Source organism: Anabaena sp. CCY 0017, assembly GCF_963920885.1.
Lineage (GTDB): Bacteria > Cyanobacteriota > Cyanobacteriia > Cyanobacteriales > Nostocaceae > Nodularia.
This window is the reverse complement of record NZ_CAWUDG010000001.1, coordinates 44,780-65,957: the sequence shown is the minus strand read 5'-3', so window position 1 is coordinate 65,957 and position 21,178 is coordinate 44,780. Positions and strand designations below refer to the sequence as shown.

Genomic DNA, 21,178 nt, shown 5'->3' with positions numbered 1-21,178 from the left:
GGTGATGTAGTGATAATTTTAGGTGATATCCGGGTTGGAACATCGCAGTTGAGGACTGTATGATGAATTATGAATTATGAAGTTTGAATTAAAAAAATCCAAATTTAGCTTCACAATTCATAATCTATTAGCTTTCAAACTGAAGTCAAAATGCCATAACCAGCTTGAGTTTTGGGCTACTGTGTTTTAACTCAAAACTCTGAACTTCAGAAATTAGCCCAGGGTTTAAGCCATTTGATTTTCAATCGCCCAACGTGCTAGTTCGGTGCGGTTGTGGAGGTTGGTTTTACCCAACATATTGGACACATGGCTTTCAACTGTACGCTGACTAACGTTTAATTCTTCAGCAATTTCCCGATTAGCTAAACCCCTAGCAACAAACTGTACTACTTTCAGTTCGGTTGGGGTTAACTGGACATCAAAGGGAACCTGAATGCGGGAACCGTTTTCTCCTCCTTTGGCTTGGTGTTCTTTCCAACGGGTAGTTTGCTTCAGTGAAGATTCTACTTGTGCTACGAGTTCTTCTGGTTCAAAGGGCTTGACCATATATACGTCAGCCCCTTTGTTCAGACCTTTAACTCGGTCTGCACTTTGTCCTTTTGCTGATAGGAAAAGTACGGGAATCCAGCCTGTGCGTTCATTTTGCCGGACTTGTTCTACAAAAGTATATCCGTCCATTTCCGGCATCATTACGTCACAGATGATCATATCTGGAATATCTTGTTCAAGAATATCCAGAGCTTCTCGTCCATTTTCGGCAGTGTTGACTTCATAGCCTCTGAATTCCAGGTAATCCTTCACCAGCAAGATGAGGTTAGGGTCATCATCAATCAGTAGCAGTCTTTTATGATCTTTCATGCTGGGTTCTTTCATAGCAGTGGCACTTGTCGCGCTTCGGTCCATCAAGGTCTTGAATGGTTATCCTTTATGGTGGATCATTGAGATGTTGTCCTTTATCCTACTTAACTTGCCTTTGCTCTCTGGAAATTTCAAAAGTGGTGAACACTTTATATAAGATTTCCAGCTCATTGGTAAACTCCGGTAAGGATACGTAGAGCAATAGTATTTATAATGCGCTATTATATATCGCTTTGAAAGGGGCGGGTGAAAAACACTGATTAAATCATCATCTTTCCGATTCACGAGGTACGTATTGGCTCAAGATGACCCTAACTTCAAAACAACCCGCACTTTCAGATGCTTACTGCTTTACCATATCCTGCGGATGTTCAGCCTTTATCAAAGGTTTACCAGCAAGTAGGAAGATTTTCGGCAAAAGATGGTTTAAAAATGCATATTCTTCCACCATCATGATGCCTATCAAGTGTTCTGGGAGATTTGCTCAATAACTTCTGGTTTTGCAAAGGCAAAACCATGCACCATCTGGGTAGAACACCATTATCGGTCTAGAACCACAAACTCGCAAGCAATTGGCTTTAGTCCTAACGATGCAAATGGGAAACTGTTTTGGGGCTGATCAAGTTTTAACTCTTGAATTCGCCGTTTTTTTAGGTATTCCCAAGATCCCAGCCTAACTTGTTTTGCACAGAAGTTAGTAACTGTCTCGTCAGCAAAGATCAAAATGTGTCGCTGAATTTTTGCCAGTCCTAAAGTTCCTACACAATTACTTAAGGTTTTGTCGTCTAGAGATTGAGTGGTTTTGGGGATTTGACGGCGGCACTGGATCACTGTAATCTTACTCATCGAGCAGCACCCTGATTACAGTTCTATAACAATTTCCCAGCTTTGCAAATAAATTTAGCGATATAAAAATATTCGTAACCTACCGAGCAAAACCCGATAGATAAAAATATTTGAGTATTTATACTTAAGTAATTGGGCGATCGCCTAGTGCGGGAACCCGTACTCAAGTCCTCGTTGCCATTGTCGGCTGCTTTTAGGTAGATTAGCACTCAGGAGTTGAGAGTGCTAACTCTAAGAGAAGAGAAAAGAAAATAAATATTTATGGCAGCTGTAACTTTAAGCGTTTCCACAGTTAAACCCCTAGGCGATCGCGTTTTCGTAAAAGTAAGCGCCCCCGAAGAAAAGACCGCAGGTGGACTGTTTTTACCCGATAATGCCCAGGAAAAACCCCAAGTAGGCGAAGTAGTCGCTCTTGGCCCTGGCAAGCGTAACGATGACGGTAGCCGTCAAGAATTAGACATTAAAACCGGCGATAAAGTGTTGTACTCCAAGTACGCTGGCACCGACATCAAGCTCGGCACAGAAGAATACGTACTGCTTTCAGAAAAAGACATCTTAGCAGTCGTCATGTAATGGGTAGAGAGACGCGATGAATCGCGTCTCTACAAGGCAATGGGAAAACCCAACGCCCAATTCTAAATCAAATTGACTTACTCCCTGAATAGAGACAAATATGGCAAAACGCATTATTTACAACGAAAACGCTCGTCGCGCCCTGGAAAGAGGCATTGACATCTTGGCTGAAGCCGTAGCTGTTACCCTTGGCCCTAAAGGTCGTAACGTAGTTCTAGAAAAGAAATTTGGCGCACCCCAGATTGTGAATGACGGTGTAACCATCGCCAAAGAAATCGAACTAGAAGACCATATTGAAAACACTGGCGTAGCTTTGATTCGTCAAGCTGCTTCCAAGACCAATGACGCTGCTGGCGATGGTACCACAACTGCTACCGTTTTGGCTCACGCGATGGTCAAAGAAGGCTTACGCAACGTTGCAGCAGGCGCTAATGCAATTTCTTTGAAGCGTGGTATTGATAAAGCTTCCGCCTTCTTGGTAGAGAAAATTGCTGAACACGCTCGTCCAGTAGAAGATTCTAAATCCATTGCCCAAGTTGCGGCGATTTCAGCTGGTAACGACGAAGAAGTGGGTCAGATGATTGCCCAAGCAATGGACAAGGTAGGCAAGGAAGGCGTAATTTCCCTAGAAGAAGGGAAATCTATGACCACCGAGTTAGAAATAACCGAAGGGATGCGCTTTGAAAAAGGCTATATCTCTCCTTATTTCGCCACCGACGCTGAACGCATGGAAACGGTTTTTGATGAGCCTTACCTGCTGATCACCGATAAGAAGATTGCTTTAGTACAAGACCTCGTACCAGTTTTAGAGCAAGTAGCTCGCTCTGGTCGTCCTTTGGTGATTATCGCCGAAGATATTGAAAAAGAAGCTTTAGCGACTTTGGTAGTTAACCGCTTGCGTGGTGTACTCAATGTTGCAGCTGTGAAAGCTCCTGGTTTTGGCGATCGCCGGAAAGCGATGCTAGAAGATATCGCTGTTCTGACTGGTGGTCAATTGGTCACCGAAGACGCTGGTCTGAAGCTAGAAAATACCAAGCTAGAAAGCCTGGGTAAAGCTCGCCGTGTCACCATTACCAAGGACACAACAACAATTGTTGCTGAAGGTAACGAAGCTCCTGTGAAGGCTCGTTGCGAACAAATCCGTCGTCAGATGGATGAAACCGAATCTTCTTATGACAAAGAGAAGCTGCAAGAACGTCTGGCTAAACTCTCTGGTGGTGTAGCTGTGGTGAAAGTGGGTGCAGCCACTGAAACCGAAATGAAAGACAAGAAGCTACGCCTAGAAGACGCGATCAACGCTACCAAAGCTGCTGTAGAAGAAGGGATTGTTCCCGGCGGTGGTACAACTCTAGCTCACCTTGCTCCTGAATTAGAAACTTGGGCAAAAGCTAATCTCAAAGATGAAGAGTTGATTGGTGCTTTGATTGTCGTTCGTGCTTTACCCGCGCCTCTGAAGCGGATTGCTGAAAACGCTGGTCAGAACGGTGCTGTAATTGCTGAACGTGTGAAAGAGAAAGATTTCAACATCGGCTACAATGCTGCAACCAACGAATTTGTTGATTTGTTAGAAGCTGGTATTGTTGACCCTGCTAAGGTAACTCGTTCTGCGTTGCAAAACGCTGCTTCTATCGCTGGTATGGTGTTGACAACCGAATGTATCATCGTTGACAAGCCTGAGCCTAAAGATGCTGCTCCTGCTGGTGGCGGTGGTATGGGTGGCGGTGACTTCGATTACTAATATTCTGTAGTCACATAAGTTGAAAAATAGCTGCTTCCTGATGGAGGTGGCTGTTTTTTTATGGAAATCGAACCGCAGAGGCGCAGAGGGCGCAGAGAGAAGAATTAATAAGGTTTAACTCAGCAGATTATAAAATGCTATGGCGGTATGCACTTGAATGAATTGCATCATAGCCCCCTCCTCGCTTGCGGGGAGGGGGTTGGGGGTGGGGTTCTTATATCTCAATCAACTGAGAACTGCTACATACGTTGGGCTGCTTCCGCAAGGGGGCGGCTGTTTTTTTTGATTTTATGTAATATAATTTTTAGCAACTTAGTTAAATAATACTGTAAATACCCAAGTTGAATCTTCTCATGCCAAATAGCTAATTTCCATAGAAACTAATCAATCATCAAGATAGCTTACCAATAAATTACAAATCTCTTCTGTTAATGGTATTTTTGTTTCTATTTCTAGCCAAAGATATTGACCAAAAGGATTATTTTCCAGGAAAACATATTCATCTTTAGGTGTAACAATAAAATCCATAGCCCCATACAAAAGTTTTTGCTCGTTTAAGAAGTCGGTGCAGAATTTTTCTATAGGTTAAAATAAGTAAAATTCCAAAAATCACTCAAGTCAAATAACTAATGATATATGGACATCAAAGAATTATCCAAATGGGCTGATGACCAGGTTTTTTATCAAACAGGAAACCGTCTTAGTTCATTGCAAAAGTCTATATTAGAAGGAGTTTTACAATCTCAAGATTTTTGTGAAATCAAGGATAATAATGGATATAGTTATGACCATGTAAAAAGAGAGGGTGCAAAATTGTGGAAACTTCTCTCTGAGGTTTTTAAAGAAGATATTAAACAAAGTAATGTTCGTTCTATTTTAGAAAATAAAGCCTCAGCTACTATCTACAATTTTGGTAATTCTTCACAAATTGTTAGTAGTAATATTAATAGTCATATCAATATTTGTAGAGAATACCAGGAATATCCAGAATACATAGAAAAGCATTCCCCTCAATCTGAAAATCAAACCTCAATAATTGATCTAACAAAAGCACCAGAATTAAACTGTAATTATGGGCGCACTTCAGAAATTTCTACTCTTAAAGAATGTATATTAGAAAATAAGACCAGACTAATCACAATTTATGGATTAAGTGGAATTGGCAAAACTGCCTTAACTCTTAAATTAATCTCAGAAATGCAAATAGAATTTGATTATATTATTTATCGCAGCCTTGATAATCTTCCTGAACTGATAACTCTTAAAAATGACCTTAAACAATTTTTTTCTCAACCACAGTTAACTCCATTACCTGAAATAATAGATTATCTGCAATCATCTCGTTGTTTAGTAATAATTGATGATCTACAGAACATATTTCAATTTGGTAACGTTGCAGGTCAATATTTAGAAGAATATAAAGATTACAGTAAATTTTTTAAACAAATTTCTACCACATCTCATCAAAGTTGTTTAATATTAATTAGTTCGGAAAAACCACCAGATATAGAAATTTTAGAAATTGAAAACAAATACACAAAAACATTATATCTTCAAGGTTTAGGAGAAGATGCTAAAGAAATATTGAGAGAAAAAGGTTTAAAAGACGAAGATAAATGGAACGAATTAATCACACTGTATCAAGGTCATCCGCGTTGGTTAAATATCATCACATTAACTATTCAAGAATACTATCATGATTCAGTTACCCAATTTTTAGCAGATAATGATGAGTTATTTTTAGGAGATATTGAAGCAATTTTAGAAAATGATTTAGAACGTTTGTCAGAATTAGAAATAAAGGTTATCAACTGGTTAGCAAGACAAAATGAACCTATAGATATTACTCAGAAACATCCTGAATTTGAATCATTGAAATCTAAATATCGGCAAATTATACAATCTTTAACACGACGGTGTTTATTAGAAAAACTGTTAGGAAAAGATGGAGGAAAATTTCAGCTTAATTCTTTATTTAAAGCATACATAAATAATAAATCTTGTAATTAATTGCAAGAATTTAACCTTCAAGAAAGTCATCAGGTTTAATTCCAGCTTGCTTCAAAATTGATCGTAATGTGCCTTCTGGCATATCACCAGAATGATTAGGAATGGTAGTATAAAGATTAGTTTCAGGATTAAACCAGATGATTTCGTGACTTCCTGCGGCTTGACGATAAAAAACAAAACCAAATCTTTTGATAATTTTAATAATTTCTCGATAACTAAACCCAGATAACCTACCCATCAATTCACTAATATCCTACTACTAAAGGATAGTTAAACTGCTCAGTTATAGGCTGCAAATATTCTAATTCTTCATCTTGATTTTGCGCTTCTAATAACTTTCTCGCTACATCACGAGCAATTTCTAAAGTTTCTGCAACAGTCCTTCCTTGAGCAACTAACCCTTGCAAATCATCAGATGTTGCTAAATAAACACCTTCTGGTAATTTTTCAATATGGATGTTTAGTAGTTTTTCCATAGTTTATTAGTTGATAAATTAGTCAATTATCTGAGATAATAACATATAAATTTCCTAATTTCAATCTAGTATCTTATATTGTGAAGTGAGTAAAGGAGAAAAATTTGAATTACGACAACGCTTGTAAATATTTAGCTGAACAATATCCTGCTGATTTTGTGCGTTGGTTGCTGGGGGTAGAAGCGCCACAAATTGAAGTATTGAAAGTAATTTTGGTTCTGGACGTAAAATATATTTTTGTATATACTTAATATTAAGTAACCACACTCGTTTTATCAGGAAAATTCAACCTTATGAAAATTAAAGCAATAATTCATACAGCCGAAGAAGGCGGTTATTGGGCTGAAGTACCAATTTTTCATGGATGTTACACACAAGGAGAAACCATTGAAGAAGTATTAGAGAATCTTAAAGAGGTAATCAGTTTATATGCAGAGGATGAACCAGAAAATATTAGCTCTTCTGACAGAGTAGTGGAATTAAATGTATGAAAGCAATATCAGGTAAAAAATTATCAGAAATACTGGTAAAGAACGGATGGAAATTAATCAGAGTCAAAGGCAGTCATCATCGTTTCAAAAAAGATGGCATCAGTATTTCTATACCAATTCATGCTAATCAAGATTTGAAAATCGGACTTCTAAAAACTTTAATGAAACAAGCAGATTTAACCGAATCTGATCTTATTTAAATTTTAATAAACACGAATTTAATGCAAATTAATTATTTCCAGGTGTTAAATTAGCATAAAATTTTTTATGGGGCAAGTTTAGTTAGTTTGATTATAGCAATTGGTTGGGTACAGGACTTACGCAAAATTATGAAAAAACGTTCGCGTAGCGTGCGCGCAGCGCATACAGCAAAGGACACAAAGGACACGTTCGCGTAGCGTCTCCCCTTGGGAGAAGTCAAGAGGGTTTCAGAGAGTGCTTGCGTAAGTAATAGGGTAAAACTATCAATTTTTACGGGAGGATATTATCAAAGAATCTGTAATTTATCAAGATATCGTTCAAAAACAAGCATTCAAAATGATTAGTCGTCAGATTAAAAAACGTTTTGGTGATGTTAATGATTCATTAATGACACAGGTGAGAGAGTTATCTGCTGATGATTTAGAAGATTTAGGCGAAGCATTGTTTGATTTTTCCGAAGTTGCTGATTTGGTAGCTTGCTTAGAACAGCAGCATTAGGGCGTTATTCAGCAATCAAAAATGGGCATTATATAAAGTAGGGTGTGTAGCATTAGGCTAACGCACCCTTATTAAATACTCAATATTAAAAATGGCAAAAGCAAAATATGAAGGTTATTGTGATGTACAGCCGACTAAATTAGTTAAAGAAAAATTTGGAGACACTCAGGTTTATGGACAAAATGCTAAGTCTTTACTGACAAAAGCTAGCGGTTTTATTGGTGATTATGATTTTACGCTGAATCCTTACCGGGGTTGTCAATATGGTTGTAGTTATTGTTATGCGGCTGCATTTAGTCCGAATACTCAGATGCGCGACGATTGGGGTAAATGGGTAATTTTCAAAGAAAATGCTGCGGAAGTTTTAACTAAAGAATTACAAAAATGGTATAAGCAAAATCCTCAAACTCCTCCCAGAATTTACATGAGTAGTGTTACAGATCCTTATCAACCTCTGGAATCTCGACATCAGTTGACTCGCAGATTGTTGGAGGTAATGCTAGATGTTCGGGATGATGGTTATCCTACACCAACATTAGTAATTCAAACTCGCAGTCCCATTATTACTAGAGATATTGATTATTTACAACGTTATCAGCGCTTGCGAATTAATATGAGTGTTCCGACTGGGAGTGAATCAGTGAGGCGGGATTTTGAACCGCGATCGCCTAGCGTTAAAGCCCGATTAAATGCCATCATTAAACTGAAGCAAAGTATTGACTCTTTTAAAGGCTTTGTTCCCAAAATCTCTATCACGATTACTCCCTTACTCCCTACTTTATCCACTGATGAAGCTGCTTTTATTAGTAAATTAGCTGTCGCTGATAGAGTGGTAATTCAAGATTTTCATCCTAATCATCGTCGTTCCCTCATCGCATCAACCCGCCAAGAAGCTGAGGAAATTAAGCAAAAATATGATTGGTGGTATAATGCAGAGAATTTTAGCTACGTAAAATTTAAAGAAAAATTATTTAATCAACTTCCAGGTGTAGAAATTAAAGAAGGTAAGGAGGGGTTTGGGTATGAGTAATCCCATTACTAATTGGTGGCGTAGTCAGCAATTTAACTCGGCTTTGAAACGTGGTGATACGAAAAAAGCAGTGCATTTATTGCAAGCTATTCAAAAATCAGGTGCAAGTTTTTCCTGGATAGAGAAATTATTTAGGGATAAGTTACAACTTAATCGTTATTCTCAAGATTATAAACGTGAAATAGAAAATTTAACGAAACAAATAACATCTGCGCCTCATAAAACAGATAATCTCACATTAGCGCCAGACGAAAAGTTTATTAAATTTATCTATGAAACTTTTAATTTAGTCCAGCATGATGAATATAAACTACAGGTAACTGGGATTGATCAAGAAATATTTGATGGTTTGGAAGCTAGTCTGGTTGAATACCTACAAGCAGAATTTGGTAAAATGTCTGAACAACATTTAGCTATTAAAATAGAAGATGCTTTAGAAGATATTCATAAATTAAAAATTGGACAAGACCCAAATTACGGTTTGAGTTTGACTCCTCATGTCTATTTAATGAAGTATTTTTTAGAAGGCGTATATTGTATATATTTAGCTTGGTTTCTGATTTATCAGGATGGACTACTACCGACGCAGGTAAAAATTCTTGATATTGGATCAGGACCAGGAACAGTTGCTTATGGGTTAGCTTTATTTCTTAAAAGTGGTCTTAACTTTTTTAATATCCCCCCGATCCATATATCCTATTACTCTTTAGACCAGCAAGATACTTTCCAATTTAAAGGACTTCAGTTTTGGCGAAGATATATTGAGTCGCAGATAACCCCCATCAATGCTTACTTTCGCTTTGTGACTGCTAACATCTTTAATTGGAATTATCAAGCGGATAATTTACCTAATGATTTTTTTGACTTCATTATCATTTCGCATTGTTTTTTTGCAGATAAAAATCAAATAGTACAAGTTAATAGGATTTATCAAGACATCATTACTAAAAGTTTAAGTTCTCAAGGTTATGTTTTGTTAGTCATACAGGATAAAAGATTATTTAGTCTTTATAAATGTCAACAAAGTAAAAATGTAGAACAGGAAAAAAATATTGTTATTCAGTTTCTTTCGGATTTAGGTTTAAACCTGGTCTGGTATAGATATTTAACATCTACAGATTCTCGACTACCTGTTTCTGCTAGTAAATTTGGTAAATTTGCTAGGGAAAATTTACCAAAGCAACTGTATATGAGTCCGATGATGCAAAAGTATTTGGCTCAGAAATATGAGTCTCACTATACATTAGATGATTATGTTATCTTGGCACAAAAATAGATTTTAGGGGTTCTCACCTCGATGATGTACAGGAAGAATTAATTAACCACAGAACTCATCCATACTCCGCGAACCTTTGCGTTTAAACCTCATTCTCACTCACCTCAATTCCAATGATTGTTAACACTCCAATAGATAAAACTTGGCATGGCAAACTTAATTTAGTTTATGCCGATCGCCTCAATAGCACCCAGTTAATTTACAGTCACAATCAAGCACCCCTGAAGGTACAACGGCCTTTTTATCCAGAGGGTGAAACAATTTGTCATAGTGTTATATTACACACGGCTGGGGGTGTTGTGGGAGGCGATCGCCTATCCTCTAATATTCACCTCCAAGCCAATGCACAAGCTTTAATTACTACAGCCGCAGCTAGTAAAATCTACGGTACTAACGGACTGCAAGCTAGGCAAAATATTGAGATCCAAGTTGATGCAGGTGCTTGTTTAGAATGGCTACCCCAAGAAACAATTGTCTTTAACGGGGCAATTTATCGCCAAGATTTACGGGTAGAATTAGCACCAGGAGGCTGTTGGTTAGGTTGGGAAATTACGCGATTTGGTCGAACTGCTAGAGGCGAAAAATTTTTACAGGGAGAATGGCGATCGCATACGGAAATTTGGCAGCAAGGCGTACCCTTGTGGATTGATCGCCAATACTTACCGGGTAGCGAAGCAGTTTTTCACAGTCCTCACGGCTTGGCTGGACAACCAATAGCAGGTAGTCTGGTTTGGGTGGGAAGTGATATTTCTGCCGAATTCTTGGCAAAAGCACGGAGTTTATGGGATGGTTCTGGGGAAGTAGGTATGACTCGTTTACAAAATGGATTTTTGTGTCGATATCGTGGTGCTTCTACATCTGAGGTGAGAAACTGGTTTACGGTTGTCTGGGAGTTGCTGCGAGGGGATTTTTTACATCGTGGTGGCTGTGTACCCAGAGTATGGCAGGTTTAGGAGACAGAATGCAATTGACACCGCAGGAAAAAGATAAGTTATTGATTTTTACGGCTGCTTTGTTGGCAGAGAGGCGTAAAAATAGGGGTTTGAAGTTGAATTATCCAGAGGCGATCGCCTATATTTCGGCGGCGATTTTGGAAGGTGCAAGAGATGGACAAACTGTTGCAGAATTGATGAGTTATGGGACTACTCTGTTATCACGGGATGATGTAATGGAGGGTATCCCGGAAATGGTGCATGAGGTCCAGGTGGAAGCAACTTTTCCTGATGGAACTAAGTTGGTAACTGTGCATAATCCGATTAGATAATTCTTAGGTAAAGGTAAAAATATGATTCCAGGGGAAATAATTACACCAGATGGTGAAATTGAGTTAAATGCTGGTCGTTCTATTATTAAGTTACAGGTGGGAAATACAGGCGATCGCCCGATTCAAATAGGTTCCCATTTTCATTTTTATGAGGTGAATGCAGCTTTGAGTTTTGATAGAGAACAAGCACGGGGAATGCGTCTTGATATTCCGGCGGGTACAGCAGTGAGGTTTGAACCGGGGGATGAGAAGGAGGTGAGTTTAGTGGGTTTGGTGGGGAGTCGTGAAGTTTATGGTTTTAATGGGAAGGTTAATGGGAAGATTTAAACGCAAAGGTTCGCGGAGGTAAGCGCAAAGGTTCGCGGAGTTAGAGGTTGTTGACGACGCGTTTGATTCCTTCTTTGAGTTGGAGGACGTTAAAGTTGAGGAGGAGTCCGAGTTTACATTTGGTGAGTTTGAGGTAGGTTAAGAGTTGGACCGAGTGAATCGGTTGGAGTGATTCTACAGATTTGACTTCGATGATTACTTTATCTTCTACTATTAAATCCAATCTATAACTGCAATCCAATTCCACTTTCTCATACACAAGCGGTAATGGAACTTGCTTTCTGACATTAAACCTCTTCCTCAACTCATAACACAAACACTCCTCATAAGCTGACTCCAATAAACCCGGTCCCAACGCCGTATGCACCCGCATTCCACAACCAATAATCGCCCCACTCAAATCATTCTCATCCATACTCCGCGTACCTTTGCGCTTACCTTCGCGAACCTTTGCGTTTAAATCTTATTCTTATTATGCCTTACAAAATCTCTCGCCGCGCCTACGCAGAAACCTACGGTCCCACAGTAGGCGATCGCATTCGATTAGCAGACACAGAATTATTTATCGAAGTAGAACAAGACTTCACCACTTACGGCGACGAAGTGAAATTTGGTGGCGGTAAAGTCATCAGAGACGGAATGGGACAATCCCCCATTTCTAACGCCGATGGCGCAGTAGATTTAGTCATTACTAATGCCTTAATTCTCGATTGGTGGGGTGTTGTCAAAGCCGATATTGGCATTAAAGACGGCAAAATTTTCAAAATAGGTAAAGCCGGAAATCCTTATATTCAAGACAATATAGATATTATTATTGGCCCTGGAACTGAAGCTTTAGCCGGGGAAGGAATGATTATCACGGCTGGCGGTATTGATAGCCATATTCATTTTATTTGTCCCCAGCAAATTGAAGTGGCGATCGCCTCTGGGATTACTACCATGATTGGCGGTGGTACTGGCCCCGCTACAGGGACAAACGCCACCACTTGCACTCCTGGCCCCTGGAATATGTACCGGATGTTACAAGCTGCTGATGCTTTCCCTGTCAACTTAGGATTTATGGGTAAAGGTAACACCAGCCAACCCCAAGGAATTGTCGAACAAGTGCTAGCCGGCGCAATGGGGTTAAAACTACATGAAGACTGGGGAACTACCCCTGCTACTATTGATACTTGTCTGAGTGTTGCAGATGAGTATGATGTGCAAGTAGCAATTCATACCGATACTCTGAATGAAGCGGGATTTGTCGAAGATACCATTGCAGCGTTCAAACATCGGGCTATTCATACCTACCACACCGAAGGCGCAGGGGGCGGACACGCACCAGACATTATTAAGGTTTGCGGACAAGCCAATGTTTTACCATCTTCCACTAATCCCACACGTCCTTACACCGTCAACACCCTAGAAGAACACTTAGATATGTTGATGGTTTGTCATCACCTCGATTCCAGCATTCCCGAAGATGTAGCTTTTGCTGAGTCTCGCATTCGCCGGGAAACCATCGCTGCGGAAGATATTTTGCACGACTTAGGCGCGTTTAGTATGATTGCTTCTGATTCCCAAGCTATGGGAAGAGTGGGTGAAGTGATAATTCGCACTTGGCAGACATCCCACAAAATGAAGGTGCAACGCGGAAGCCTTCCTGGAGATGGACTTGCAGATAATAATCGGGCTAAACGATATGTTGCAAAATACACAATTAATCCCGCAATTACTCACGGAATTGCCCAGTATGTTGGTTCAGTGGAAGCAGGAAAACTAGCAGATTTATGTTTATGGCGACCAGCATTTTTTGGTGTGAAACCAGAAATAGTCATTAAAGGAGGAATGATTGCTTGGTCACAGATGGGCGATGCAAATGCTAGTATTCCCACACCTCAGCCAGTGCATAGCCGACCGATGTTTGGTAGTTTTGGCGGGGCGCGTCACGCCACATCTTTAACCTTTGTTTCCCAAGCTGCTTTAGAAAGAGAAATTCCCAGCCAGTTGGGATTAAAAAAATCTGCTGTCGCCGTTTCCGGGACTCGTCAAATCAGTAAACGAGATATGAAGTTAAATGATGCTTTACCACACATTGAAGTTGATCCAGAAACCTATCAAGTCAGGGCTGATGGTGAATTGCTAACTTGTGAACCCGCAACCGTTTTACCAATGGCGCAAAGATATTTTTTGTTTTAGTTTTTGACTGATTAATAGGCTGAACCCCAAAATCAAAAGCGCCCTCCCATTTGGAAGAGCGCTTTGAATTCGCAGAGAAGTTATTGTCTATGTCTCAAAGAATTAGCCGTTGATTGCAGGTGCAGTTAAAGCAACAGGAGCAACATCAGCAGCAGCCAAATCTAAGGGGAAGTTGTGAGCGTTACGCTCGTGCATTACTTCCATACCCAAGTTAGCGCGGTTGATTACGTCAGCCCAGGTAGCAATAACCCGACCTTGAGAATCAATTACTGATTGGTTGAAGTTGAAACCGTTCAAGTTGAATGCCATTGTGCTGATACCCAAAGCGGTAAACCAGATACCGATTACAGGCCAAGCAGCTAGGAAGAAGTGAAGTGAACGGCTGTTGTTGAAGGAAGCGTATTGGAAGATTAAGCGACCAAAGTAACCGTGAGCAGCTACGATGTTGTAGGTTTCTTCTTCTTGTCCAAACTTGTAACCGTAGTTTTGTGATTCGGTTTCGGTTGTTTCACGTACCAAGGAAGAAGTTACCAAGGAACCGTGCATTGCGGAGAACAAAGAACCACCAAAGACACCAGCTACACCCAACATATGGAAGGGGTGCATCAAGATGTTGTGTTCTGCTTGGAACACAATCATGAAGTTGAAGGTTCCAGAGATACCCAAAGGCATACCGTCAGAGAATGAACCTTGTCCGATGGGGTAGATTAAGAAGACTGCGGTAGCAGAAGCCAAAGGCGCAGAGTAAGCTACACAGATCCAAGGGCGCATACCCAAGCGGTAAGATAGTTCCCACTGACGACCTAAGTAGCAAGCGCAACCGATCAAGAAGTGGAAAATTACCAATTGGTAAGGACCGCCATTGTACAACCACTCATCTAAGGAAGCTGCTTCCCAGATGGGGTAGAAGTGCAAGCCGATCGCGTTAGAAGAAGGAACAACTGCACCTGAGATGATGTTGTTTCCGTAAATTAATGAACCAGCTACGGGTTCACGGATACCGTCGATGTCTACGGGAGGAGCAGCTACGAATGCGATGATGAAGCAGGTGGTAGCAGCTAGTAGGGTTGGGATCATGAGAACGCCGAACCAACCGATGTAAATCCGGTTGTCAGTGCTGGTAATCCATTCGCAGAAGCGATCCCATACGTTGGCGCTTTGGCGCTGTTGTAAGGTTGTGGTCATGTTTTTATGATTGCGGTTATTTATGTATGAATTAAACAGATGCGTTTGCGTTTCTGTCTATGAAATTACTTTACACTACTTTACAAATGTTTAGCAAGTAAATTAACATGAGTAAAAATTATACATATAGTTAGTTTTACTTATGAGCAAAAGTTCAACGACTAGGGGCAGGTTGATATCATTCATTATTAACGGGGATCTTGGTAAACCCGCCCCTACCTAGAATAGGTTGCTGTTTCTGGTGGGGTTATAACTAACCGCCGATAAACGCCCATTAAACTCTGACTTTATCCGCAAATGCTATACGGTAAGCGCCACGATGCCGCAAATATCATGCAAATGTAGTGAATGTTACGCCCTGAGTGGGATACCAATCACGACAATATATATAAGGCTAGAATATGCGCTTGAGATAATTGTTGTCTTATCTACTTAATACCTGTGATTTATCAACACGCTGAAAAGTTGCTCAAAACTCAACAGGAAAAAGCATCAGGTGAAGGTTATAGATTTAGCTGGTTTGACTGGTTGTGTCTGTGGTATCCTCCTGGATGGCTGGTTTTATTTAACCGCCATTGGCAACACTATCACGCCGATCCGGATGGGTGGAATTGGGTAGAATATGCTTTATTCTTAGTTCCAGGTGGATTTTACTTAGCACTGCTAAATCGATGGTTGCGTCTGGGATGTCGTTCACCAAGACAAGAAGTTGATGAATTTAATCCTCAGTATCAGAAAGCTTTTAGAGAAGAAATTCTGGCTCCCATAGTTAAATATTATTTTCGGGCAGAATTACAGGAAAATCAGCACTTACCGCCACAAAGTCCTGTAATTGTAGCAATGAACCATGCAGGGATGTGTTTTCCTTGGGACTTTATCACTTTAGGTTATTTATTAAGTCAAGCCCAAGGTTGGGAAGTACAACCCCTAGCCAGTGAAACACTATTTGAGCATCCTTGGATGAGTTGGTGGCTACCACCTAAATGGTCACAGGTTTTAGGGGCTGTGCGCGCCAAGAGGGGTGATTTTGAAAAAGCGATTCTTGAAGGTAAAACTCTGCTATATGCACCGGAAGGAGTCCGTGGACCTCTTAAAGGTTGGAGTCAACGCTATCAACTACAAAAATTTGATGTGAGTTTCATGCAGTTGAGCGATCGCTATCATATTCCCATTCTCCCAGTTGTGTGCATTGGTAGCGAATCTTTACATCCCTGGACAGTAAACCTGAAGAAATTGCAACGACTATTTAAATTACCCTTCTTGCCCATATCACCATTAATAATTATGTTGATCATCTTTCCCTCAATGGGAGTTTGGGCAATGAGAACTCGTCTACATTACTTTATCCAACCTGTGCAAAAAGTCAACTCAGTTCAAGGACGTGCAGCCACCTATAAACAAGTACAGCAACTGCGAGAAAAACTACAAATGCAAATTATGGCGTTGTTATCTCACGCAGAGGCGCAGAGACGCAGAGAGTAGGAGTGAGAAAAACTCTGCGTACCTTTGCGTTTCCCTTAGCGTACCTCTGCGTTTAATCCAGAGAAGAAGTTCCAAAACGGTAGCCTTTGCCGTAAACAGTATGAATTAGTGGAATTTCTTTGCCTACCTCAATCTTACGCCGCAGCAGGCGAATTAATGCGGCTATGACATTACTATTGGGTTGTTCGTGATCTTGCGGCCAAAGATTTTGCAAAATTTGGGCATGAGTGAGCAAATGCCCCGTATTTTTTATAAAATATTGTAGCAGTTGACTTTCTTTTTGAGATAATTCAATAATTCGTCCTTGACGATAGGCTACTTGGTTTTCACTATCAAGTTCTAAATCAGCTACTGTTAGCCTTCCAGTTGTGGTTTCATGACTGGGAGAACCAGCACGACGTAATAAAGCCCGAACTCGTGCTAATAGTTCTCGCAGTTCAAAGGGTTTTACTAAATAGTCATCAGCACCCGCATCTAGACCTTCTACGCGGTCATCTAGGGTATCTTTGGCTGTGAGAAATAGTACGGGTGTGGCTTTACCTTGGCGGCGCAATTCCTGACAAATCTCTAAACCTGTTTTTCCGGGTAGCATCCAATCTAGAATCAATAAATCATAAGTACCCACAGAAGCAAAGTCGCTACCAGTTCCACCATCATAAGCCATATCCACACTGTAACCCTCGCGCTTTAACACGCGACTTAGGGGGTCAGTTAGTTCTACTTCATCATCAACTAATAAAATTCTCATGCTCCTTGAGGTAAGCAATCAAGATATTCTCTATTTGACACTCTCCGGGCTAAAGCTACGGAGATTCTTGGTTCAACGAGTCCACTTAGATGAGACCCCTTGCGGTATCTCACCCAGAGGTGGTTCTCTCCTCAAGCGTTAACTTTCGGTATGCCCTACCGTAGTTGGATGACTCCAAAATTTGTTTGAGTGTAAATGCTGGTCGTCTAGTCCCCATAAAAATTTTACCTATTCCTGGACAGGAGCTAGAACTATGGAATAGAACCCCATATTTTCAATTGTCTTCGCGTTAGCGTCTCCCTTTGGGAGAAGGTTCAGCGTAGAGCCGTTAGGCAACATCGGGTTTTTATACAGGTTGATTACCCTTCCTGTTAAAATTAGTTTAACATCAAAGCACCCTCAAGGGTGCGGCTAGCTTTCATCACCTGCCTAAAGTACGAAAAACGCAACGATGTTGCTGTTTCTTAGGTGTTTTCAGCGTCTTTCTTATAAATGAACTGCCAAAAAGAAAATGTTAACTGTTGCGTTGCCGAAAGGGGAATTACTCAAAAATAGCATCCGCCTGTTAAAGTCCGTAGGATTGGATTTTAGCGCTTTTTTAGATTCAGGAACTCGCCAACTGCAAATTCTTGATGCTAGCGGACAAGCAAAAGGACTGTTGGTGCGAGGGCATGATGTGCCTGTATATGTAGAATATGGTCAGGCTCAGTTGGGAATTATTGGTTACGATGTGCTGCGGGAGAAAAAGCCACAAGTTGCACATTTAGTTGATTTACAGTTTGGTCATTGTCGAATGTCAGTGGCTGTCAAAGCATCTAGTGCCTATAAATCACCTTTAGATTTACCTCCTCATGGACGAGTTGCTTCTAAGTATGTTAATTGCGCTCGTGAATATTTCCACAGCCTGGATCTACCTATAGAAATTGTACCTTTGTATGGTTCTGTGGAATTAGGCCCCATTACGGGAATGTCGGAAGCAATTGTGGATTTAGTTTCTACGGGGCGGACTTTGAGCGAAAATGGTTTAGTCGAAATTACGACTTTGTATGAAAGTACGGCGCGGTTAATTGGTCATCCTTTGAGTTATCGCCTCAATACAGGGAATATGCATCAATTCGTCGAAAAACTGCGCCTAGAAACTTCTTTAACTGCTGTTTAGCTCTAAAAAGCTTCAGAATGTCTAAATCATTCTAAAGTGGCAACAGGGAGTGCTGAGTGCAAACCAAGTAGGGGCGGGTTTATTAAAATTATTATTATTAGTAATTGAGCATATCTGTAAACCTGCCCCTACATCAAAGCTTTCAGGAATCAACAATGTCTTAACCTCCTTGGCAGTTGCTATAGAGAGCAATTTTTAACTGCGACTGCCTGAAAAGTCACAATACCTTACACTAGACGTATGCTATGAAACTTTAATTTTTTAATTTTTTAATTTTTTTTATAAAACTATATGAATACTGAATTGAATACTAATGAAGCGGCGAGGCTGGAAGTTCTCCGCCAGTATCAGATTTTGGATACGGAACCGGAAGAAGTTTATGATAATTTAGCTCAATTAGCTGCCTTTATCTGTGGTACACCTATAGCTTTAGTCAATTTTATTGATGAAAATCGCCAGTGGTTTAAAGCAAAACTCGGTTTAGATGTGCCGGAAATGCCCCGGAATATTGGCTTATCTTACCTTTGCCAAGAAAGACGGGATGTGGTCATAGTACCAGATGCTTTAGCTGATGTAAATTTGGCAAGCAATCAAGTAGTGACTTCTTATCCTTATGTTAGGTTTTATGCTGGTGTCCCTTTGATTACGCCGAAGGGTTATATGCTGGGAACTCTGTGTGTAATTGACAAAGTACCACGGCAACTAAGCCAACAACAAGTAGACGCGCTGGTAGCTTTGAGTCGCTTGGTGATTAACCAACTAGAACTCAGACGTAATGTATCGGAAGTGTCTCGGATTAGTGAAGAATTTATCACTCATGAGCAAGCTGCTAAAACCCGAATTACAAATATACTCGAAAGTATCACTGATGCCTTTTTTGCTTTAGATCAAGATTGGCGATTTACCTATATTAACAGTCAAGCAGAAGGACTGTTAGAGAAAAGCAAAAATGAGTTATTGGGTAAAAATATCTGGGAAGTTTTACCAAGACTGATAGACACAAAATTTGACCGGGAGTATCACAGAGCGATCGCGCAACAAGTTAGTGTGGAATTTGAAGAGTTCTATCCACCTCTGAACGGTTGGTTTAGCGTTCACGCCTATCCCTCGCGAGATGGCTTGTCTGTGTATTTCCAAGATATTACCGAAAAGCAACAAACAGCCGCAGCTCTGCGACAAAGTGAAGCACGTTGGCAATTAGCCTTACAGGGTAATAATGATGGTATTTGGGATTGGAATGTCAAAACCAATCAGGTGTTCTTCTCCACTCGCTGGAAGGAAATGCTGGGATATGCAGACCATGAAATTACTAATCATTGGGATGAATGGGAAAAACGAGTCTATCCTGATGATTTAGATCATGTACGGCAAGCCTTTGAAAATCATTTTGCCAAAAAAACACCGTTTTATGTGACCGAACATCGACTTTTGTGTAAAGACGGTAGTTATAAATGGATTCTAGATCGCGGACAAGCACTTTGGGATGAAACTGGTGATGTGGTGCGGATGCTAGGTTCCCATACTGATATTGCTGAACGCAAACAAGCCGAAGAGGAATTAAAACGGCAGAATTTGCGATCGCAATTATTTGCGGAAATCACCCTGAAAATTCGGGAAAGTCTACAATTAGACGAAATTCTGCAAACTACGGTTAAAGAAGTCCAAAAACTCCTGGAAGCTGATCGAGTGGTGATGTTTCAAGTTTGGGCTGATGGTTCGGGAACGGTGGTACAAGAAGCTGTGCTACCTGGTTGGCCTGTGGTTCTAGGACAAGACATACTCGACCCCTGTTTTCAAGAACAAGGCTATGTGGAAAAATATCGTCTAGGCAGAGTTGCTGCAATTGTAGACGTTGAACAAGCTGATATTAAAGACTGCTATCGGGAATTTCTGCAAAATTTAGGTGTCAAAGCTAACCTTGTAGTCCCGATTTTGGTTAGGGAAAATCTTTGGGGTTTGTTGATTGCTCATCAATGTGTGACACCTCGCCAGTGGAATAGCTTTGAGTTAGATTTGTTACAACAGATAGCCAACCAAATTGGGATTGCTCTGTCCCAAGCCAAGTTATTAGAACAAGAAACCCACCATACTCAGGAACTGGCTCGCTCTAATGCTGAATTAGAACAGTTTGCTTATGTAGCTTCCCATGATTTGCAGGAACCGTTGCGGATGGTGACAAGTTATTTACAGCTGTTAGAACGCAAGTATAAACATGAACTAGATGCTAATGCCGAACAGTTTATTACTTACGCTGTAGATGGGGCGCGGCGGATGCAGAGTCTGATTAATGATTTGTTGGATTATTCCCGTGTTACCAGCCGGGGACAGCCCATTGTCGAAGTTGATTTTAAAACGATTTTTGAGCGAGCGATCGCTAATCTCAAATTTATCATACAAGAAAGTAGCGCAATCATTACCCATGATCCTTTACCGATAGTCATGGCTGATCCTACCCAACTCACCCAAGTGTTACAAAACTTAATTGGTAACGCCATCAAATTCCGAGGAGAATCACCACTAAAAATTCATTTGGCAGCAGTGAAAGCAGAACAAACAGAAGAACAAATGCCCACTAAACCCAATGAATGGCTATTCTCCGTCAGCGATAATGGAATTGGTATAGAATCCCAATATGCTGAACGCATTTTTGTCATATTTCAACGCTTGCACGGTAGAAGTAAATACCCAGGGACTGGAATTGGGTTGGCAATTTGTAAAAAGATTATAGAACGCCACGGCGGCCGGATCTGGGTTGAGTCGAAACCTGGTCAAGGCTCGACTTTCTACTTCACAATTCCAGAAAAAGCAGGTAAACAATCGTGAATAACACAGCGA

The 21,178-nt window shown here is 40.5% G+C and carries 23 protein-coding genes; 16 read left to right on the top strand and 7 right to left on the bottom strand.

Features of this window, described 5'->3' with window-relative positions:
- Positions 1–225 precede the first annotated feature (225 nt).
- The gene (locus tag ACM0OW_RS00290) at positions 226–903 is read right to left on the bottom strand and encodes a response regulator transcription factor (RefSeq protein ID WP_239731969.1); all 678 of its coding nucleotides are present in this window, start codon (positions 901–903) and stop codon (positions 226–228) included.
- A gap of 495 nt (positions 904–1,398) precedes the next feature.
- Positions 1,399–1,704, bottom strand: coding sequence for a hypothetical protein (locus tag ACM0OW_RS00285; protein ID WP_414548043.1), 306 nt, complete (start codon positions 1,702–1,704; stop codon positions 1,399–1,401).
- 261 nt (positions 1,705–1,965) lie between these two features.
- Here ACM0OW_RS00285 and groES point away from each other — a divergent pair, with 261 nt between their 5' ends.
- The 3 genes from groES to ACM0OW_RS00270 all read left to right on the top strand — a co-directional run bounded on the left by groES (position 1,966) and on the right by ACM0OW_RS00270 (position 6,025).
- Positions 1,966–2,277, top strand: coding sequence for a co-chaperone GroES (gene groES / locus ACM0OW_RS00280; RefSeq protein WP_006194609.1), 312 nt, complete (start codon positions 1,966–1,968; stop codon positions 2,275–2,277).
- A gap of 100 nt (positions 2,278–2,377) precedes the next feature.
- Positions 2,378–4,015, top strand: a complete 1,638-nt coding sequence (gene groL / locus ACM0OW_RS00275; RefSeq protein WP_414548042.1) for a chaperonin GroEL — start codon at positions 2,378–2,380, stop codon at positions 4,013–4,015.
- Positions 4,016–4,651: 636 nt separating this feature from the next.
- Complete coding sequence (locus ACM0OW_RS00270) at positions 4,652–6,025, top strand: AAA family ATPase (protein WP_414548041.1); 1,374 nt, start codon at positions 4,652–4,654, stop codon at positions 6,023–6,025.
- Between the two features lie 10 nt (positions 6,026–6,035).
- Here the strand turns inward: ACM0OW_RS00270 and ACM0OW_RS00265 are convergent, their stop codons facing one another.
- Entirely contained in the window at positions 6,036–6,263 is a 228-nt protein-coding gene (locus tag ACM0OW_RS00265; RefSeq protein ID WP_414548040.1) for a type II toxin-antitoxin system HicA family toxin, read from the bottom strand.
- Positions 6,264–6,270: 7 nt separating this feature from the next.
- Complete coding sequence (locus ACM0OW_RS00260; protein WP_414548039.1) at positions 6,271–6,501, bottom strand: type II toxin-antitoxin system HicB family antitoxin; 231 nt, start codon at positions 6,499–6,501, stop codon at positions 6,271–6,273.
- Between the two features lie 104 nt (positions 6,502–6,605).
- Between ACM0OW_RS00260 and ACM0OW_RS00255 the strand changes: the two genes are divergently transcribed.
- The 9 genes from ACM0OW_RS00255 to ACM0OW_RS00215 all read left to right on the top strand — a co-directional run bounded on the left by ACM0OW_RS00255 (position 6,606) and on the right by ACM0OW_RS00215 (position 11,588).
- Positions 6,606–6,752 carry a hypothetical protein gene (locus tag ACM0OW_RS00255; protein ID WP_414548443.1) on the top strand — a complete coding sequence of 49 codons (147 nt, stop codon included), beginning with the start codon at positions 6,606–6,608 and terminating at the stop codon, positions 6,750–6,752.
- Between the two features lie 42 nt (positions 6,753–6,794).
- Positions 6,795–6,992, top strand: coding sequence for a type II toxin-antitoxin system HicB family antitoxin (locus tag ACM0OW_RS00250; RefSeq protein WP_168694945.1), 198 nt, complete (start codon positions 6,795–6,797; stop codon positions 6,990–6,992).
- A complete protein-coding gene (locus ACM0OW_RS00245) occupies positions 6,989–7,192 on the top strand; it encodes a type II toxin-antitoxin system HicA family toxin (protein WP_414548038.1) in 204 nt (67 codons plus the stop codon). Before ACM0OW_RS00250 ends, ACM0OW_RS00245 begins: the two co-directional genes overlap by 4 nt.
- A gap of 283 nt (positions 7,193–7,475) precedes the next feature.
- Complete coding sequence (locus ACM0OW_RS00240) at positions 7,476–7,691, top strand: DUF4351 domain-containing protein (RefSeq protein WP_414548415.1); 216 nt, start codon at positions 7,476–7,478, stop codon at positions 7,689–7,691.
- Between the two features lie 91 nt (positions 7,692–7,782).
- Positions 7,783–8,721 carry an SPL family radical SAM protein gene (locus tag ACM0OW_RS00235; protein ID WP_414548037.1) on the top strand — a complete coding sequence of 313 codons (939 nt, stop codon included), beginning with the start codon at positions 7,783–7,785 and terminating at the stop codon, positions 8,719–8,721.
- Positions 8,714–9,997, top strand: a complete 1,284-nt coding sequence (locus ACM0OW_RS00230) for a photosystem II assembly protein (protein WP_414548036.1) — start codon at positions 8,714–8,716, stop codon at positions 9,995–9,997. Before ACM0OW_RS00235 ends, ACM0OW_RS00230 begins: the two co-directional genes overlap by 8 nt.
- Positions 9,998–10,110: 113 nt before the next feature.
- On the top strand, positions 10,111–10,950 hold the full coding sequence (locus ACM0OW_RS00225; protein WP_414548035.1) for an urease accessory protein UreD: 840 nt from the start codon (positions 10,111–10,113) through the stop codon (positions 10,948–10,950).
- Positions 10,951–10,958: 8 nt separating this feature from the next.
- On the top strand, positions 10,959–11,261 hold the full coding sequence (gene ureA, locus ACM0OW_RS00220; protein ID WP_414548034.1) for an urease subunit gamma: 303 nt from the start codon (positions 10,959–10,961) through the stop codon (positions 11,259–11,261).
- Positions 11,262–11,282: 21 nt separating this feature from the next.
- Entirely contained in the window at positions 11,283–11,588 is a 306-nt protein-coding gene (locus ACM0OW_RS00215; RefSeq protein ID WP_414548033.1) for an urease subunit beta, read from the top strand.
- A gap of 40 nt (positions 11,589–11,628) precedes the next feature.
- Here ACM0OW_RS00215 and ACM0OW_RS00210 read toward each other — a convergent pair whose 3' ends face one another.
- A complete protein-coding gene (locus ACM0OW_RS00210; RefSeq protein ID WP_414548032.1) occupies positions 11,629–12,003 on the bottom strand; it encodes a GxxExxY protein in 375 nt (124 codons plus the stop codon).
- A gap of 59 nt (positions 12,004–12,062) precedes the next feature.
- Between ACM0OW_RS00210 and ureC the strand changes: the two genes are divergently transcribed.
- On the top strand, positions 12,063–13,769 hold the full coding sequence (gene ureC / locus ACM0OW_RS00205) for an urease subunit alpha (RefSeq protein ID WP_414548031.1): 1,707 nt from the start codon (positions 12,063–12,065) through the stop codon (positions 13,767–13,769).
- Between the two features lie 102 nt (positions 13,770–13,871).
- Here ureC and psbA read toward each other — a convergent pair whose 3' ends face one another.
- Positions 13,872–14,954 (bottom strand): photosystem II q(b) protein, encoded by a 1,083-nt coding sequence (psbA, locus tag ACM0OW_RS00200; protein ID WP_089090755.1) that lies wholly within the window; start codon positions 14,952–14,954, stop codon positions 13,872–13,874.
- Positions 14,955–15,395: 441 nt separating this feature from the next.
- On the opposite strand from psbA, the gene ACM0OW_RS00195 reads away from it, so the two are divergent.
- Positions 15,396–16,436: a 1-acyl-sn-glycerol-3-phosphate acyltransferase gene (locus ACM0OW_RS00195; protein WP_414548030.1), complete on the top strand. Its 1,041-nt coding sequence runs from the start codon at positions 15,396–15,398 to the stop codon at positions 16,434–16,436.
- A gap of 52 nt (positions 16,437–16,488) precedes the next feature.
- Here ACM0OW_RS00195 and ACM0OW_RS00190 read toward each other — a convergent pair whose 3' ends face one another.
- The gene (locus ACM0OW_RS00190) at positions 16,489–17,184 is read right to left on the bottom strand and encodes a response regulator transcription factor (RefSeq protein WP_414548029.1); all 696 of its coding nucleotides are present in this window, start codon (positions 17,182–17,184) and stop codon (positions 16,489–16,491) included.
- Positions 17,185–17,695: 511 nt separating this feature from the next.
- Between ACM0OW_RS00190 and hisG the strand changes: the two genes are divergently transcribed.
- The gene (gene hisG / locus ACM0OW_RS00185; protein ID WP_414548028.1) at positions 17,696–18,343 is read left to right on the top strand and encodes an ATP phosphoribosyltransferase; all 648 of its coding nucleotides are present in this window, start codon (positions 17,696–17,698) and stop codon (positions 18,341–18,343) included.
- A 291-nt stretch (positions 18,344–18,634) separates the two neighbouring features.
- Positions 18,635–21,166 carry a GAF domain-containing protein gene (locus ACM0OW_RS00180; protein ID WP_414548027.1) on the top strand — a complete coding sequence of 844 codons (2,532 nt, stop codon included), beginning with the start codon at positions 18,635–18,637 and terminating at the stop codon, positions 21,164–21,166.
- Positions 21,167–21,178: the final 12 nt, after the last annotated feature.